Annotated in this window: 15 protein-coding genes; 6 read left to right on the top strand and 9 right to left on the bottom strand. The window is 42.6% G+C overall.

The features are described 5' to 3' along the window. Window positions 1-2: 2 nt before the first annotated feature. The 3 genes from LLF92_08595 to LLF92_08605 all read right to left on the bottom strand — a co-directional run bounded on the left by LLF92_08595 (window position 3) and on the right by LLF92_08605 (window position 4690). Complete coding sequence (locus LLF92_08595; protein ID MCE5341166.1) at window positions 3-476, bottom strand: PIN domain-containing protein; 474 nt, start codon at window positions 474-476, stop codon at window positions 3-5. Next, window positions 477-3020 (bottom strand): SAM-dependent methyltransferase, encoded by a 2544-nt coding sequence (locus LLF92_08600; protein ID MCE5341167.1) that lies wholly within the window; start codon window positions 3018-3020, stop codon window positions 477-479. A gap of 950 nt (window positions 3021-3970) precedes the next feature. After that, a complete protein-coding gene (locus LLF92_08605) occupies window positions 3971-4690 on the bottom strand; it encodes a cobalamin-dependent protein (GenBank protein MCE5341168.1) in 720 nt (239 codons plus the stop codon). Between the two features lie 381 nt (window positions 4691-5071). Between LLF92_08605 and LLF92_08610 the strand changes: the two genes are divergently transcribed. After that, window positions 5072-7447, top strand: a complete 2376-nt coding sequence (locus tag LLF92_08610) for a hypothetical protein (protein MCE5341169.1) — start codon at window positions 5072-5074, stop codon at window positions 7445-7447. A 137-nt stretch (window positions 7448-7584) separates the two neighbouring features. Here the strand turns inward: LLF92_08610 and LLF92_08615 are convergent, their stop codons facing one another. Further along, window positions 7585-9864, bottom strand: coding sequence for an MFS transporter (locus LLF92_08615; GenBank protein MCE5341170.1), 2280 nt, complete (start codon window positions 9862-9864; stop codon window positions 7585-7587). A 205-nt stretch (window positions 9865-10069) separates the two neighbouring features. Between LLF92_08615 and LLF92_08620 the strand changes: the two genes are divergently transcribed. Both LLF92_08620 and der read left to right on the top strand, forming a co-directional pair. Further along, window positions 10070-10273, top strand: coding sequence for a hypothetical protein (locus LLF92_08620; GenBank protein MCE5341171.1), 204 nt, complete (start codon window positions 10070-10072; stop codon window positions 10271-10273). 172 nt (window positions 10274-10445) lie between these two features. Then, window positions 10446-11777, top strand: a complete 1332-nt coding sequence (gene der, locus LLF92_08625) for a ribosome biogenesis GTPase Der (protein MCE5341172.1) — start codon at window positions 10446-10448, stop codon at window positions 11775-11777. Between the two features lie 104 nt (window positions 11778-11881). Here the strand turns inward: der and LLF92_08630 are convergent, their stop codons facing one another. The 4 genes from LLF92_08630 to LLF92_08645 form a co-directional block, all read right to left on the bottom strand. Next, window positions 11882-12931 carry a mechanosensitive ion channel family protein gene (locus LLF92_08630; protein ID MCE5341173.1) on the bottom strand — a complete coding sequence of 350 codons (1050 nt, stop codon included), beginning with the start codon at window positions 12929-12931 and terminating at the stop codon, window positions 11882-11884. Window positions 12932-12949: 18 nt separating this feature from the next. Beyond that, a complete protein-coding gene (locus LLF92_08635) occupies window positions 12950-13969 on the bottom strand; it encodes a hypothetical protein (protein ID MCE5341174.1) in 1020 nt (339 codons plus the stop codon). After that, on the bottom strand, window positions 13963-14820 hold the full coding sequence (gene cdaA / locus LLF92_08640) for a diadenylate cyclase CdaA (GenBank protein MCE5341175.1): 858 nt from the start codon (window positions 14818-14820) through the stop codon (window positions 13963-13965). Before cdaA ends, LLF92_08635 begins: the two co-directional genes overlap by 7 nt. Before the next feature lie 160 nt (window positions 14821-14980). After that, entirely contained in the window at window positions 14981-15262 is a 282-nt protein-coding gene (locus LLF92_08645; protein MCE5341176.1) for a hypothetical protein, read from the bottom strand. Between the two features lie 270 nt (window positions 15263-15532). On the opposite strand from LLF92_08645, the gene LLF92_08650 reads away from it, so the two are divergent. From LLF92_08650 to LLF92_08660, 3 genes are read left to right on the top strand one after another with little or no spacing between them, the layout of a single operon-like run. Beyond that, window positions 15533-15946 carry an acyl-CoA thioesterase gene (locus tag LLF92_08650; GenBank protein MCE5341177.1) on the top strand — a complete coding sequence of 138 codons (414 nt, stop codon included), beginning with the start codon at window positions 15533-15535 and terminating at the stop codon, window positions 15944-15946. 27 nt (window positions 15947-15973) lie between these two features. Next, window positions 15974-16510 carry a hypothetical protein gene (locus LLF92_08655; protein ID MCE5341178.1) on the top strand — a complete coding sequence of 179 codons (537 nt, stop codon included), beginning with the start codon at window positions 15974-15976 and terminating at the stop codon, window positions 16508-16510. 55 nt (window positions 16511-16565) lie between these two features. Then, entirely contained in the window at window positions 16566-17189 is a 624-nt protein-coding gene (locus LLF92_08660) for a hypothetical protein (GenBank protein ID MCE5341179.1), read from the top strand. A gap of 66 nt (window positions 17190-17255) precedes the next feature. On the opposite strand, the gene LLF92_08665 is transcribed toward LLF92_08660, so the two are convergent. After that, window positions 17256-18161: an IS30 family transposase gene (locus tag LLF92_08665; protein ID MCE5341180.1), complete on the bottom strand. Its 906-nt coding sequence runs from the start codon at window positions 18159-18161 to the stop codon at window positions 17256-17258. Between the last annotated feature and the right edge of the window lie 171 nt (window positions 18162-18332).

Here is an 18332-nt window from a genome sequence, read left to right on the forward strand (position 1 = left end):
TTTTATGCCCATATTTCATATTTAAGTTCTTTAGAGGTTATACTAAAAATCTTCTGCATTTTGTCATTTGTTATCAATGTCAGATTATAGGCGATGGCCTGCGATACTATCCACAAATCATTTTCATCGATTCCAATCTCTGTCGCAGTTGCAGTATCTATTAGTTGTTCAGGATGTTTTTTATTTTTCCCATTAGGAGGGTACTTTTTATATAGAGATGCTCGTAATTCTCCATACACCTCTGAAACACTTTTATCAAGTGGTAATATAACCGGTTTGGATTGATCTATAAAATCTCTATACAATTTAAAATCAAACTTTTTACTGGCTTTAGCACCATATATGACTTCACCCCAAACTATAACAGAGAGATATATCGGTGAATTTTGATCTATCTGGCATATTTTGTTTAATATAAAAGGTTCAGACCTAAACCATTTAGACCATATATTTGTATCAAAAAGATATGCCTGCATTTAGTCGTCCTCAAAATCCTCTTCCGCCTTTTTTAAAGCTTCAATTACTTCAGGAGTTCTATTTTTTTCAACCCATTTCATTACTTTTTCAACAGTAGAGTTTTTAAATTCATCCGAAATATAAATATGCAAGGGTATATACGAACCCAACCCCTTTTCATAATATCTGTCAAAATCAAAATCCACCCCTTTTCGTTCAACATCCTCAAAATAGTCCAAAAGTTTTTTTTCCAAACGAGGTGGCAAATCATATAAACGCAAAATTTCTGCATCTATTTCCAAAAGGCATTGTTTTTTAGCCAACCTATGTTCCTCTTCATCCTTTAACTTGAATTCGGCATTATCAAATTCGAAATAATTTCGCACCAACGACTCAAGTTTGGACAAATCTTGACCTTCAGGTGGGATCGGTATTTCGTTTATAGCACTTTCATCATTATGCTGATTCGCGCAATGGTCATCAATATATGCATTTGCCATTGGAGAATTAAGAATTGCCCATAAATAATACCATGACATTTTATCTTTTTGAGTCAAAGAAAGAAATGCATTTGTACAGTAATATCCTTTGGAGTCAATCCAAGGACTCAACCTCCAAGGGGAACGCGATCTTCTTATGTAATTTAAAAGAATTTTCGGTTTCGTTAAATTTTTATAACTTTGATTATTTATGTATTTGTCAGAAACATTCAGCCATATCTGTTTTGGCGTTCGCTCGATTAAATCATTATCATCATAAGAATAAAAGCCTCTTTCAAATCCAGATGTTTTTATAAATTTTCTTTTTTTTTCAATCCCTATACCAGCTTTATACTCAATACCTCTATCGATCGTTATATACTTATTAAGTTTAGGGAAGCTACTACAGTATTCCCATATTTCCTTTAATGATAATGTCCTAAAATTATAGTATTTTGATTGGTAAAGCTCCCTTTTCGAAACAATCGTTTTATTGTTTGACTGATATGTATTCTTAAAACTTTCAAGTTCAGATTTGATTATGTTTAAATATGTAATACCCTTTGTGGATTTAACCTTACGACCTAACAATACCGTAGAGTTTCGCCCAGCTTTGGCGAAAACATTATCTGGTAAATTACATATAACTCTTAATTCAAATTCATCCAAAATGAGTTTTCTTAATTTTGCAATATTTTTCCTATGCAACAATCCTTGAGGCAAAATAACCCCAAAAACTGAACCATCCTGCATATATTGTAATGTTTTTGCGAGAACTTCTGCTGCTTTATTTCCAGTTTCACTGCCGTATATTTTGTTTTCTTCTGGTTTAAAATTTTCAAATGGCGGATTGCAAAATAGTATTGTTGCCTTTTGAGCTACCCTTTTTAAAACCTCATCTGCATAAATATCTGAATTTTCAATTTTCCATCCGTTTGAATTCGGGATATCCGCCAAAGTCAGCGACAGTCTGGCAATTTCTTCTGCAAAACCATCCCTTTCAATTCCTTGCAAATGGTTTTTAAGATATGCATGACGATTACCATCACTCCCTTTGTATAGAAACCCCAAAAGCCTTGTTGCAGCAGTCAAAAACGGAGCATGCCCGCATGCTGGCTCAAGAACAAATCTGTCTTCCTGCGGTATTTCTTCGATCCAGTCAATCATTTCCCATATGATATAATTTACAAGCCATGATGGAGTAGCATGAGTACCAAATAATTTTCTTGTTTCTTTGCTTACAAGTGCATTTTCATAAACGTATGCAAGAGACTCCGTAGTAAGATGTGAAAAACTTGAAACAGGTTCTACAATTTCCAACGCAGCTTTTGCAAAAGCTTTTCTTTGAATAGGCTTTGAAACGTCCAATGTTTCAGATGCGTTATAATGTCTTTGCACTCGCTCAATCAAATCCTCAACATCTGAGATTTTGAGACTTTTAAATCGCTCTACTTGTTTATCCTTTAATATTTTAGCGCCAATCAGCCAAAATGCCGATTGAAAAAGCCACCTGCCATACTTCTCATCCTCTTTTACTCCTTTACAGGATGTCTTCAAAGATTTAATGACCCTTACAGCAAGCTCAGATAAATACAGCCCCTCCTTTTCTTCAATAATTCCCATTAAGCCGCCAATATCAGCAAACGAAAGTTGATAATCTTTTTTGACACGACTGCCTATTTTTGCTCTATATATGCTCTCCGGCGAAAACTCTTTTTTGTATTTAGAAAAAAGAACATTTATCTTCTGCGGCTTAATCTTATCTTGAAGTGTTATTTTGATACCTGAATTTTTCCAGAATTGTATTTCGTTATCGTCATAGACCAACAACACGGGACTGCCAAGCCACCGATAGGGCTGTAATTCTTCTTCAAATTGTGTACTGTGCAGCTTCGTCCTTTCAATAGCAGCTATGCAGGCCGTTGATGAATTATAATTTGACTGGTAAAAGCCAACAACATCTACTGGTACATTATCTTTTCCATTAAAATAGCAATAATCTTCCTTTATAAGACCGGCTCCATAACCGCAACCTCTTATTTCCTTGATTATTTGCTTTTTTATTGGGTCATTAAATAATGTCATGCAGAAGATTCATTCCTTTTACAGGTTTTTGAATAGAACATAATTCATAACTACTGTATCGGTTATATGATTGTATTTCCCTGAACAGCACTCAACAGATTGTCTGATTATACCTCGCTTCCCTCCAATCACAACCATTTTTATCGCATTAAATGTATCCGTCTTTGGCCGATTTGCGATCTGATTTTTTCTACGAAATAGAGTATAATCCCCACATAAAATTTAAGATAAAAAGCCTCGGCTGAAAGCCGAATCATAAACTATTCACTCTTAACTCTTCGTTCTTCACTTTCAAAAACCCGCAGGTTTTTGAAGAGCCGATTTTCAGCTTTGACGATTTCTGACGATTTCACTTCAATCTACTACCGTTTCAGTTGATTTTACTGCCGTTTACTGTCTTTTTGTGTCATTTTGTTACCATCAAAACTTGCGCCTTGCGCAAATTTAAAGTAAAAACGCGCATTATCTATTGGCTACTGGCTACTGACTACTATTAGTAGTATATTTAAAATTTTGCGCAAGCGAAAACCTGCGCCGATTTTGCGAATTTTCGAAAAATTTGATTTTTAGGACGGTTTTGAAAGGTTTTTGGGGTGTTTTCACTGAAACGTGCGCACTTTTAAAGCTGTTTTTTGCAAAAAACACGAAAACTGAAAATTCTGATAATCGTTTTTTTGATATGAGGTTATGTCAAAATTTCGCTGAAACGTGCGCACTTTGGTTTTCGTGAAAAATTGATATAAGTCTTTATTTTACGTTCGAGCCGAATATTTTTTCTTGCGCATTATTTTTATCGGCAAAAAATTTCGTGACGGAAAAGTATAGTTACAAAAAATCCACCGTTGTACGATGGATTTTTCGCCCTATTCAAAGGTACCAGTCTTTCGACCGGCTTGCTCCTCTTTTTTGCTCTCTCGATATGTTAAACGCAAAAAAGAAATTATCGCTTTTTATTTTTTCTTGGCCTTAACCAACTGCTGATATTTGCGTTTCCGGCGGTTGATAGTTCTTACCGGTTCAGTAGTTTCGCTCTGTGCTGAAGCGGTTTCGACAGCTTTTGCCGGCGTGGGAGCGTAAAGGTCGGCTCCGATTTCTTCCCAGAGTCCGTCGGCTCTGCCGAAGACTCCGCCGCAAAGCATAATCTTCATATTCGGCCAGGCATTCACTTCTTTAATCCGGTCGATTATATTTCTAACCATTGGCGTATCCGATGGTTCGGTTCCGTAAACTACCAGTACATCCGGTGCGAAATCGTTAACGTAAGACAATATATCATCATTAGTTAAGCCGCCGCCGAGGAATCGAACGTTCCAGCCGCTGCTCTCGAACATATCGGCAACCATCTGTGCGCCCAGTTCGCCAATTTCATTTGCTGAACTGCATACGACAACCTTTTTCTCAATTGCGGGCTGCTTGGGCAGTTTGTTCTGTAGCTGGTCAACGATTGTCCGGTTAATACGTGTGGCAAGGTGTTCCTGAATCGATGTTATCGTGTCTGCTCTAAAGAGTTTATCGATTTCGAGCATCATCGGCCAAATAATATCGCTGTAAACTCCGATAATCGAGGCGTTATTATTATGTAAAACATCCTCTATGACTTGGCGGCAAATGTGTCTGTCGCCTATAAGTAACGCTTCCATATAACGTTGCATGTAAGTCTCTTTGTTCATTTTATATTCTCCGTAAAATAAAATATTTAACCATTGTTTACCAGTATCTTCAGAAATCCGTTTCTATTTCCCCTATCTTAATGTTAATTTGTTAAGATAGTTAAGATATACTATCTATCGGAGCGTCGTTTCTTAAAACTTTAGTTAAAATAGGTAAATTTGTGAAAAGTGGTAAAATTTTTTATTCCCCACCCCAGGAAAGGGGACATTCTACTTTATTTAGTATAGTAATAAAGTAGAATGTCCCCTTTTTTTCTGTAAATCCTTGTTTATTAAAAGTTGCAAATAACTGGTATTGTGGTATATCTTATATACTTTCAGATGAGAGACTACCTGCGGTGAAAATCAATCTAATCATATAACATTTTAGGAGGATGGATTATGTGGCGCACAATATCTTTATTTTCAATTCTTGTTTTCTGTATTTCCCCAGTATTCGCAGCGTGGAACATTGATGTCATCGACGGCGGCGGTGAACATTCCAAACTCGCTGTCATCAACGGTCAGCCGGCAATATCATATCAGGGCGATGACGACGGTGAACTCAAATACGCCCGCTACAACGGCAGCAGTTGGAATATTGAAATTGTCGATGACAATAACATTTGGGCTCAAAGCACATCGCCGGCTGCGCTTGCCAACGGCAATCCTGCAATCTCATACTGGGAATATATGGAGGATAATTTAAAATATGCCTGGTACGACGGTGCGGCGTGGCACAACGAAATTCTGGAAAGCACTGGCGTAACCGGCAGATATACTTCGCTTGCGATTATCGGCGGACAACCTGCGATAAGTTATTACAACAGCACGACTCGAGAACTCAAATACGCAAGATTCGATGGAAGCGCGTGGCAATTCACAACTATCGCAACCAACGTATATAATTTGAATACAAGTATGCTCGCTCTGCCCGATGGAAATCCGGCGATTGCGTATTATGATAATTACACATTAAGATATGCCTGGTTCAACGGAACTATCTGGCAGACAAGACTCGTGGACTCATCCGCAGCGGTAGTCGGACAATACGCAAGTTTGGCGATTCTGCCTTCTGGACGGCCGGCGATTTCATATTATGACCTGGCCTACAAGCGTTTGAAATATGCCGCTCTGAACGAGACGGATGCGTGGGATATACAAGTCGTCGATGACGGAACGTACAGCCTGAACGACTTCGGCAAATACAGCAGTCTTGCGATACTGCCGAACGGCAATCCAGCGATTTCATATTATGATGGTTACAACGAAAGTCTTAAACTTGCAATCTATGATAACGGAACATGGAAAACTATGGACGTTGACGGCTATTACGGCAGTCAGGCCGGAATGTTTTCTTCGCTTGCGGTTATGCCGGATAATACGCTGGGCATAAGTTATCATATGGGAGACAATTATGTTTTGAAATTCGCGCAGACAGATACGCCAATGTTATCGGCATTATTAAATATAGATTATGTCGCGACCGCGTGGACAAATAGACTCGGCGAAGATGTCGGCGTGAACGAATCGGCATACATCAACGAAACATACTGTTCCGGTGGCGGCGAAACTAAAAACGGCAATAAGGGCGTTTATTCAAATGTATCGCTGACAGCGGCCGAGATGCCGGGGATTTATCAGGGCGTAATCAGCGTTAGCGGTCAAATTTGCGATACTGAAATATGCGTTGAAGTTAACGAAGTAACGTGGGATTGCGACCAGTGGCAGCATATATACGAAGAGCCGGGCGATGCCAACGGCAAATTGGAAATGCACATCGAAATCAATCCTTCGCCTGCAAAACCGATTGGTTCAGCATCTTATGTTCATATAGCTGCGGTGCTCGGCGGTACGGATTTGGGCGCATCGGAATTGGCGTATGTTAAAGTTTATCGCAACGGCACGCTGGTATCTGACGGCATCGGCAATATGTATATTCGCGCGATGGCGGGCGATTATCTTGATATTGACGCTTATTTGTTAGTGGTCAGCGATGGGTATTACGCACGACAGCTTAACGTTGATGTTCAGGTTCTCAACGAAAAATGGGCGGATATTTGCGGAGATTCATTTGCGCAGTCGCCTGACGGTGATGTCGATTTCTTCGACTTCGCGGCTTTGGCGGCAAGATGGCTCGACACCTGTACGGGACCTGATTTCTGCGGCGGAACGGATTTGAATAACGATACTGTCGTGGATATTTTCGACCTTGCGATTTTCGCCGAAGACTGGCTGGCGGGTTTTGTTCATCATCCGTTCGGATGGTCAAAATTCTACGAAGAAACATTAGACACAAATCCGGGCTGGACAACAGAAGGATTGTGGGAATGGGGACAGCCAACGGGCAGCGGCGGCAGTGAAGCAGGCGTACCAGACCCGACAGCGGGATTTACCGGCGACAACGTTTATGGATATAATCTCGACGGCGATTACACAAACAGTTTGGCGGAAACAAATCTGACCAGCACCGCTATCGATTGCAGCGGATGGTACAATGTGCAGCTTACGTTCCGGCGGTGGCTGGGAGTCGAGTCAAATTCTTACGACCACGCAACTGTTCAGGTCAGCAGCGACGGCACCGAATGGACGACTGTATGGCAAAATCCGAATGATGAAACCGCTGATTCAGAATGGAAGAAAATTGAAATTGATATTTCCGCTGTCGCTGATAATCAGCCGACTGTTTATTTGAGATGGCAGATGGGCACAACCGATGACAACAGCGTGTATTGCGGCTGGAATATCGATGATATCCAACTATACGGTAATCCGTAGAATTGAAAAATGAAGATAGAAGATTGAAGATTTATTTAATTTTAAATTATTAATGTTTAATTTTTAATTAAAAATTTAAAATTCAAAATTAAGAATTCAGCCAATCTAAAATCTTCAATATTCCTTCTTCAATAATTTTAGTTATCGCGTGTTCTTATCGCGATGTTTGTTCGCAGCCAGACGTCGCAGGTGTGAATCGCCAATAAAATATATTCGCGGCGTGATGTGCCGAACTGTTCGAGCCTCTTGCTCAACTCCATAAAGACCGGTCTGAAATTTTTGTCGATAGAATCTTTCTGCAGCGCTTCAAAAATCGGCCACATCAGCTCATCGCTCAAACTCGGTTTTTCAGCGGCAAAGCAGTCCGCACAAATCGTTACCAGTTCGAGCAAATCCTCGCTCAAATCTAATTTCTGCATAGGCTTTTTCATCTTCGTCATAGCTTCATATACGGTTGTTGACCAGTCGCTTTGAGCGTTGCGGTATAATTTTATGTACGTCCGCTCGCTGCCGATGATTTTCGCGACGGCAAGCGCCAGTTCGCCTCTGAATGTCTCATTTTTCGCTTCACTCAACAACGTAAGGACATCCTGCAGAGCAGGCATATATTTCAAAGTGCCAAGCGCCGAAGCATACGCAGTCTTGAGTGCATGGTCTGATTCTGTTTTCAAAAGCTCGTGCAGATGCGGCGCGATTTCCTTATCGTCAAGACCTGCAAGCGCGCGTGCGCTTCTTGCTCGCAAAATTCTGTACGGTGCTTCCAACTGATTTCGCAATGCGGGTATTGCCTCTTTGTCGCCGATTTGACCAAGCGCCCACGAAGCCGTTGCGCTCAATTCTATATCAAAGCCATTGAGCACATCAGTCAGTGCCATAACCGTTCTATGGCTCGGCTTTCTTGATGCCATCGCGACAATCGCTTCGTATCGCACATCGAAGCTGGGGTCTTTAATCGCTTCGATAAGTTCGTCAGCGTTGAAGGGACTATCCAATCTGCCGAGGTCGCGGGTTGTTTCGATGCGTTCCTGCTCTTCGCCCGCCCAGCGGTAACGCATAATTGAACTCAACGAACCAAACAAACCAAACGGCACACTTTCGAATAACTGGCCGACAAAAGTTTTTGCGGTTGTTTCACTGTCTTGTTTTATTTTGCTGATAACATAAATCGCGATGGCAGGCATTATTATGTGAGCTGCAAATATCGGCAAAAATGAATTTACCTTTATGTGCAGCAGCGAAATGTTCGAGGCATCGAGTCCGTGGAAAAATTTCAGAGCCAAGCCGACAGCCAAAGGTCCCATTCCCGCGAAGAAACCTGTCCATGCGAACCAAACGGAATGATAGGAAGTTTTTTTGTCCGGCGGGAAAATCGTCAGGAATAAATATCTGTCGATGCCAATTAAATACGCGACGCAAAGAATGCCGCCGATAAATGAGACGACGACAGCGGAATAAAAACTCGCATTGCCTGCGTTGCGCGGAATCGCGTACCAGAGGAACGGCATTAAAATATGGAACATCACACCTGTAACGAAAACTGGTTTTCCGCCGAAGCGGTCTGCCGCCCAGCCCCAAAAGTAAACGGCGATAAGAGTTCCGGCGGTAGTCCACATGGTCAGATAAATAACATCGCCGGCGTCAATGCCGATGATGTCCTTCATATAAAGCGGAATGAAAGACGCGACACCTTGAACAATGAAAATAAAAATCGCGATGCCCCAAAGCAGACCGACGAAATCTTTGTCTTTAAAGGCTTTGAGCATATTCAGGAAATGTTCTTTGCTGTGGCCTTTTCTTTTTATGCTGCCGCCGCCGGGGAAAAAGCCGTGGCAGATGACTGAAAGAATACCAATAATTGAGCCGGTACCGATAAGAAACATAAAACCTGACAGATTGTCAGACCGTTTTATCCAAAAGCCGGCAAAACAGGTAGCTGTCAGAACGACAAGGCTGCAAAGGAAAGTATTGAGTGCTATGATTTTGCTGCGGATGTTTGTTGGCAGAATTTCCTGACTCCATGGGCCCGCAGCGGTCAGGCCGGCAACTAGCGCAAATGAAAACACCAGCATTACAAAGGCAACCCATAAAAACGCGCCGCTTGTACCGTGGACGGCTGCAACCGTAGGTGTGAAGAGCAGTCCCAACAAAATAGTAGTTCGCATTCCGAAAAAGATAATGCACGAAAGTTTGTAGCCAATTCGCTCAATCATCGGCACAACAAAAATTGCCAATACCTGGAAAAACAGCGGCAAAGCTAATAAGAAACCGATTTGTCCCCTGCCGAACTGCAGCGCATCCAGAAAAAGGACGAGTACAGGGCCAAAAACGAATGAAATCCTGACATTGTCCAGCATACCGGCTGCCAGCCACCAGGGGAGGCTTCTTTTTCTCTCCGCATTTGTCGGAATCGCAGTCATTTAGTACTTATATTGTCCTTATTTCAACAAAAATAGTATAATATATGTATTATAACAGACAATCGTAAAATAGCACCAAAACACTTTAATAAGTATTAAGGGTTGACAACGTCCCAGAAAAAGAATAATAATAGGATGTAAATTAAGGTAATTCGTGTGTATAATGATGGAACAATGAAACATATTTTTTTTAAGGAGATCGGTAATGTTACGCAAAATTCTATTAGTCCTCGTTTTTGTCAGTATGATAGCAATCGTTGGCTGCAAGAAAGAAGAACCGGCACCAACACCAACATCAATAACCGAACAGGCCAACCAGGCCGCTGATCAGGCCGCAAAAGATGCCGACGCAGCAAAAGAAGATGCCGGCAAAGAGTTGGAAAAAGCTGGAAAAGAACTCCAGAAATAACGCATAAAGCAGTCAAAAGGGCAGGCAAAACCTGCCCTTTTCTTTTTCACCAATAGTTGTTTAAATGTTTAAGCAATTCTGTTATAATCCCCATCTTAAAATTAAAAGTCAAAGTTTAAATATCAAAATTGTTGATTCGGCACGAAGGCCGAGGTTAGTCGATTAAAATACAATGGCATTACCAGTAGTAGCAATAGTAGGCAGGCCGAATGTCGGCAAAAGTTCGCTTTTTAACGCAATGGCGGGCGAAATGATAAGTATCGTTGAGCCGACAGCGGGCGTTACTCGCGACCGTGTAAGCGCAATTATCGAACGAAATGACCGTTTTTTCGAGCTAATCGATACCGGCGGGTATGGTATTGTCGATTCCGACGCACTTAAAGACCATATCGAAAATCAGATTTATCAGGCTATCGAAATGGCTTCGCTTGTACTTTTTGTCGTAGATATTCGAGACGGCCTTGTGCCGCTCGATGAGCAGATAGCCAAACTTTTGAGAAAGAATAATCTTAACGTGATGCTTGTCGCCAACAAGGCTGATGAAGCGCCAATGTTTCCGCGCGCGGCTGATTTCGGCAAACTCGGATTTGGCGACGCGATGTGCGTTTCGGCGGCAAATAGTCTCAACAGCCAGATTCTTATCGAGAAAGTTATTGAGTTTCTAAAAGAAAACGCAGAAGAAAGGCCGCAGGATGTCGAAATGCGTCTTGCGATCGTCGGTAAACGCAACGCCGGCAAAAGCACACTGACCAACGCAATCGCAGGAAGCGACCGAGTTATCGTCAGTGAACTTCCCGGTACGACTCGCGACGCGATTGATGTTCGCTTTCAAAAAGATGGAAAAACTTTTATTGTTATCGATACCGCGGGCATTCGCAAAAAAGGCAGCATGGCCGACAGTATAGAATTTTACAGTTTTGTACGAGCACAAAGATCAGTTACCAGAGCCGATGTCGTATTATTCTTAATCGACGCATCCGAACCGCTTTCGCAGGTTGACAAAAAATTAAGCGGGTTTATCGCTGATGAATTCAAGGCCTGTATTCTCGTGGTCAACAAGTGGGACCTTGCCAAGGCCAAAGCGTCAACTGACGATTACACCGAATACCTGGGCAAAATGCTGCCGCAGTTGAGTTACGCTCCGATAGCGTTTACAACCGCAAGCGAAGGCAGAAATATTCAGGCTGTCATCGATTTGGCGCAGGAACTTTTCAAACAGGCGGTAACGAAAGTATCAACTCCGAGATTAAACAAGGCGATTGAAGTGATTACCGAGCAGCGAATGGGCGGCAAATCAAAGGGCGGAAGTCTGCCAAAAATTTATTACGCGACACAGGTTTCTGTAAATCCTATCACGATTATTTTATTCGTAAACAAAATAGAATTATTCGACGAGAATTTCAGAAGATTTTTAATAGGAAGACTCCGCGACTATCTGGGTTTTGCGGAAGTGCCAATCAGACTGCTTGTAAGACCGAGAAGCAGAAAAGACTATAAGGATTAATAATAATTTCAGTTAATAAGAGCCGAGAGTACCTGACGCACAGAGCGGCACAACAGGATAGATTCCCGCCTTCGCGGGAGTGACAAGTGGGCGCAGGAACGACACTACTCGGCGGCTTTTTCCTGCGTGTAATTAATCGCGCGAATTGGATATGGAATTGTAATTCCTTCCTGTGCGTAACGCTTTTGCAGTCTCTTTATAAATTCGTGCTTAATCAAATACTGGTCTGTAAATTCCTTCGCCCGCAGAATGACGGAAAAGTTAATGCTCGAATCGGCGAAAGTATGAAATCTTATGAACGGCTCAAACTCCGGAACACCGCCGGTTACATTCTTCATCACTTCGCGTCCGACTTCGCAGGTAACTTTTTCCACCTTTTCCAAATCGCTGCCATAATGCACACCAACCTGCATCAAAACAGACATTTCTTTTTCAGGCAGATAATAATTTATGCAGATTGCTTTGGTTAATTTTTCGTTCGGTATCAATATGATGTTGTTCGGCAACGCCTTGATTTTAGTCGTTCGCCAGGTTATGTCGACAATATATCCTTCTTCGCCGGTATCTAATTTGACGTAATCGCCAATTCTCAACTGCCTGCTTATAGTAATATAAAATCCCGCGAAGACATTGCTCAACGTATCCTGCAGCGCAAGCGCGACTGCCAGGCCGCCGACACCCAACGTCGCCAGTATTGGAGATATCGGTATGCCAAGCGTGTTTAGAATAATTAAAATGCCAATGCCAAATATCACTATCCTTGCGATGTTCTGCGTGAGCGAAGTCATAGGCATAACGCCTTCTATCGCAGCCGAATGCCTGGCAATAAACGCCGTCGAAATATTTACGGCAACAAGAGTAAGCGAAAACAAACCAAGCGTAAGCAGAGTTTTTCCCGCAATCTCAACTATGTTCTGCGGCAATTTTGATATTTCCAGCGCAAGATAAATGCCGAGCATCAGAAACCATACCAACATCGGGGATTTGATGATATGTATTATACGTTTGCCAATGCCAAATTTACTGTCCGGCCATTTGGCTATTCTCGAAAATATGATTGCTCGAACAATATAACCGACAAGTAAAACAACCACGACAACTGCTGAGGGAATTATCGCTTCTTTGAAATGCAGAATGATTTTTTCTGGCTCCATAACGATATATTCCTTTAATTACGGGTTGAAAATAAGAGTTGGCTGATTAACATCGGCGGCAACAGGTACAAGTTTGAATTTGGCTTCAGCAGGCTCGCCCTTGAGACGTATTTTGTCGTCGCGTACATATTGCACAGGGAAATTATAAATGAGCTGCCGGGTAACTTCCGGTTTGCCGATGTCGTCATCCTGAATACTCAAAAGCACTTCGAATTGGGTTAGTTCATAAGCGTCCCTGGCCTCGGGAGTCGCAAGTATCGTAATGCTTCCGACTTCAGGCCGTTTAATAAACTCAACTTCGTATCTGCCGGCAAGATTCGCACTGAATATAAAGCCGAGCGTTCCGTTAATCGCATAAGGCTTCATATCTTCGCTGACGGCAGGTAATTCAATTTTGATATTGGCGTCTGAAAACCGTACCTCGGTTTTTGTCAGTTCGATATACGGATTTTTCGTGACCGGTGCGCCTCTGGCCTGTTTACGCTCGGCAATTGAGGCCAGTTTAACCTTGGCCTCTGTAACGGTATCCGGCGCATATATGGTAATAATATCAGGCATCATTTTCGCACCCGGAATTTCATTGTCGGCTTCGTCAACGCATTTAATTGGAAGCGTTTTTTCCGCAAGCGCCACAACTTTTATATTCTGCAGTTTGTCCGGCTTTGCGAATTTAACCTGCAAACCGTAATCGCGTATCTTGTCGCTTTCGGTAAGGAATTTTCTGACGTCCGTCAAACTATAATCGCCGGGAGTCGCCATATTTTCCTTAACGGGGTCGAATACGACATCCATTTTTTCGTCGCCTGCCTGGATTTTTTTGTTCAGGTCGTTAATCTTGACAACGGGTCCTCGCAAATCGACTTTTATAATCGCTTCCGGTTTGCCTTCAATTGTAATCCAACGCTTTGGGTCGGCCTTGCTGGCGACAATCGTCATACTCTGGTCTGTCAGGTCTTTGTCCAGAGACAAGTCTGCCCATACCCAGATAAGACAGGTTATAAAAATTACCAACGCAGCTTTTTTTATCTTCGCTAACATTTTTCTTTTTTGTTTTCTTCTTTATGTTTTTTTAATCTCGCGGCAATGCCTGCTGCGTCCACGATAATGTTCGTCAGCCTCTTTCGGAGTTCTTCTTCGGTAATGTGTCGGTCTAAATTCCCCTCCTCGGCAATACTGACTATTCCGGTTTCTTCGCTAACGACAATCGCGAAAGCATCGCTGCCTGTTGTGATGCCGATAGCGGCTCTGTGTCTTGAGCCGAGTACGCCTTTGACTGTTCCGATTTCAGCAAGCGGCAGTTGCACCCTTGCGGCGGCGATTCTGTCGCCGTGAATTATCACAGCCAAATCGTGCAGCGCACCGCCGGGATAAAAAATAGATTCGAGCAGCGCAGACTTCACCTGCGCATCAATTCGCACGCCCGTTTCAATAAATTCGCCCAAAGCGACCTGACGTTCGATTATAATAATCGCGCCGATTTTCTTTTCTGAAAGCTCATTAACAGCGGTGATGATTTCTTCGACGGTTTGTGAAAGCTGTCTCTGCCCCGAAGTGCCGAATTTTCCGCCGGTCTCGCCGATACGGATTAACATTCTGCGAATTTCAGGCTGAAACGCGACCGCAGCCAAAATCAAAACGAGAATCAAAAAACTGCTGTAAAGATACTGAAGCCGTTCGAAACCGAAAGTGTTGACTAATAATTTGAGCAGCATTGAGCCGGCAAGCAGCAAAATGATAACGCCTCTGAACAGACGTTCGCCGCGAGTACCTTCGAGGAAATTTACGGCCCAGTACACGACTAAGCCGATGAGAAGCAATTCAATAATGACAACAAATGGATTGTACGTCGCGACACGTTGAAGATACTCTATAATCGCATCAATCCACATTTGCATTAATCCTTTAAAGCCTGTTGTGTTTAACTACAGTACTGATTTAATAAATTATCTCAATATTCTCCGCGGCGCCAGTCCCCGCAGTGGGGTTAAAGCGAAGCCGGCAGAGAAGTTACAAACTTCACAACGCGATAGCAATAATACCATTTGGTATTTATCTTACAGTGAACTCTGTAAGTCTGCTTGTTCTGTCGGTCATCATCCAGGCGTCAATATCGTCAATCATCATTGAGCCGTTCAGACGAAGCTGCCTTGTATGGTCGTCGGTTCTTTCATGCTCTGTTTCGCCAAGACCATGACCGCCGAGTATCGAACTTTCCGCCCGCTGCGTGCCGACTGTCGCCTTGCCGACATGTTCAGAGCAGCCGGAAACCGACACCGCAAACGCAACGAGAACCACCGCAAGCAATACACTGATTAAAATTCTAACTTTCATACTTACCTCACAAAGTTTATACTAATAATTCCAGTTCTTAACAACAACTATTTATACGAATCTAAATGGTTGTTACACCAATATATTAGCAAATTTCCGGGGAAATGTCAATTTAGGTAATTTTTTTATTTTTTGGTATCTTGTTTATCTTCACATTCGCCAAAATGTGTTCGTTCCGTGAATTTACAGGCCGATTTTTTCGGACGCAGTAGATTAATTCCGTGTTCTCACTTGAAATTTTTTTGGATTTTGATAGGCTCTTTTACCATTATGGAATATCCGGAAAAACTTACTGTTTTATCGCACAAAATCACGATTGTGCCTCGATACTGCGAGACCGACCAGGCAGGCGTGATTCACCACTGCGTTTATCCGATTTATTTCGAGATGGGACGTACCGAATTGCTCCGAGCTAACGGTTTGGCGTACAAAGACCTTGAGCGCGATGGCTTTTATATGGTGGTTGCGGAGCTGCACGTCAAGTACCGCAGGCCGGCACTTTACGATGAGCAGTTGGAGCTTGTTACTGAATGCACGAAGGTAACGGCGGCAAAAATCGAACATACGTACAAACTTTACAGGCCGGGCATCGGCCTTTTGCTCTGCGAGGGTTCAAGCATTCTGGCCTGCGTCGATGACAACGGTAAACCAAGACGCGTGCCGGAATTTATGTATCCGGGATAGAAATAAACTTTTTTTTCAGGAGGTTCTATGGGTATTGAGATTGGTAAGAAACAGTATGAGCCGATAGAAGTAATCAATCAGGCGAACAGAGCGTGCGGATGGTTTGGGGCCATCGCGATATTTTCAATTATCAATTCAGTGCTGGCTTTTTCCAAAAGCGATACGACTTTTGTAATCGGCCTTGGTATAACGACCTTTATCGATGCCCTGGCTTCCCACATACGCCAGGAAACCCAAGGTGGTATCGCAAATTTTATTACAATCATCGGCTTTGTGATTAATCTTATCTTAATCGGAGTTTTCGTTCTAATCTGGTTCCTTTCCAAAAGGGGCAGCAAAACAGTATATATTATTGGAATGGTATTGTACGCACTGGACACACTTATTTTTCTGGTGTTTAAAATATGGATGGGTCTGGCGTTTCATGCGTTCTTCTTGTATTGCCTTATCGGAGGCCTTGGCTTTATCAATGCAAGAGCACAAGCTGAAAGTATGCATGCTGCCGCTGCGGTCATTCCTAATCCTGCAACGCCGGAAATTCAGGCTGATAATTTATCAAATTAAAAAGGATGCCGGCAATGAGGTCTCCAGAATAAATTCATAACTTTTGGGAAGTTACATGGCAAATTTCGTTTGGACAGTAAAAAATAAATCTGGAAATACTGTAGTCAAAGAAATATCGGCTGAAACTATTGGGGAATCAAAGGCGATATTAGAGGCCGAGGGATACACGGATTTACATTTACAAGCGGATGAAATCGTAGATTTTGTTTTTCAAAAATCGGACACAAAATTTACGCCTTCCTTATTTAAAAAATATCTAAAACGGCCAAGAACGATATTAGGTGCATTTCTTCGCAGTATAATTCAGGGTTGGTTTATTTATTTGATAGGCATTTCAACAACTATAATAAATCACCAGGTTAATGGTAAATTCCCCATCCCAATCATAATATTGATGATAGGCTGGCCGTTTTTCCGCACATGGATAAGCCTTCCAACTCTTTACTATGACAAGCTAAACAAGGCAAAAGACTGGCATCAGTGGGAAAAAGTTTTGAAAATCGCACACAGATTAAAACTGATTAGTAAATTTAATTTTGTAAAATTCCCCCCTGATGTATTGAAACGAGTTCGCGCACAAGCACTGGCAGGATTGGGAAATCTGCCTTTGGCACTGGAAGAGTATCAGCAAAAAGATTTAAAAATCCCTGATTGGCTTTATACCCAAATTTTAATCTGAAGCGCAACATACAGGTTTGCTCCAGAAGACCTCTGTCGGGGTCCGATAGTTTAAACATTTCCGTGGTCAATTATTCAATAAGCCTTCCGCTTTGTCAACATCTGAATCGCTAATCACCCGAAAATCCATACCCTTGGGAAAGAATTGTCGCAACAGGCCGTTGGTATTCTCATTAGTGCCACGCTCCCAGCTATGGTACGGATGGGCAAAATAACTCCGCATTGCCAGTCCGACTTCCAATTCCTTAAAACCCGCAAACTCTTTGCCGTTATCAAACGTCATTGTCTTAATCTTTTCAGGCGGCAATTTCCGCATCGCCGCGAGCGTCGCATTTGTTACTGTGTCGGCTGATTTGTCAGCAACTTTCACCGCAACCGTATATCGCGTCTTGCGTTCGACGTGTGTGGCAATAAATCCGCTGCCTTTGCCGCCCTCGACAGTATCGCTTTCCCAATCGCCAATACGCCTGCGTTCATTGACAACTCCGGGACGCTTGTCGATCATACGCCTGTCCGGCATTTGACCCCTGCAATCTTCACTGCCTCGTCGCTTACGCCGCCGACGGTGGTTCTGACGCAAATACTTGTAGAACTCGCCGCCTTCGTCGCGATTGCGATATATCCAGTTATAAATGGTTATAACGCTTATATCTATCTTGTGGTCATTGCTTATTCTGCCGCTTATCTGCTCTGGAGACCAGTATTGCCGCAGCTTCCTTTCAACATATTTTCGCAGCAGCGAATCTTCTTCTATACGATATGGCTCTTTGGACGCATCGCGTCTTTTCTCATAGTACCGCTGGGCAAGATGCGGTCTGTAATCGAGCGTCGAACTTACATTACGAGACAGCTCACGACTAATCGTACCTTTGCTGCGGCCAAGTCTGTCGCCTATTATCTGCATACTTGCCTGTTGCGCTCTCATTTTTAAGATGACTTCCCGCTCATCGATGTTAAGATGTCCATATCCCATTGTCCGGCTCCGTATAAAATTTAGTTTTCCAAAATCAAATTCTATCGGATACCCGCGACAATGGGTATTTTTTTTGCACGACAAACCATATGTCGTTATAATGTACTCGTCTGACGGAGGATAGGGCAACGCTGGGAAGCGACCCGAGCACCGTTAGACACTCGAAGCACC

Source organism: Planctomycetaceae bacterium, from assembly GCA_021371795.1.
Classification (GTDB): Bacteria; Planctomycetota; Phycisphaerae; order Sedimentisphaerales; family UBA12454; genus UBA12454.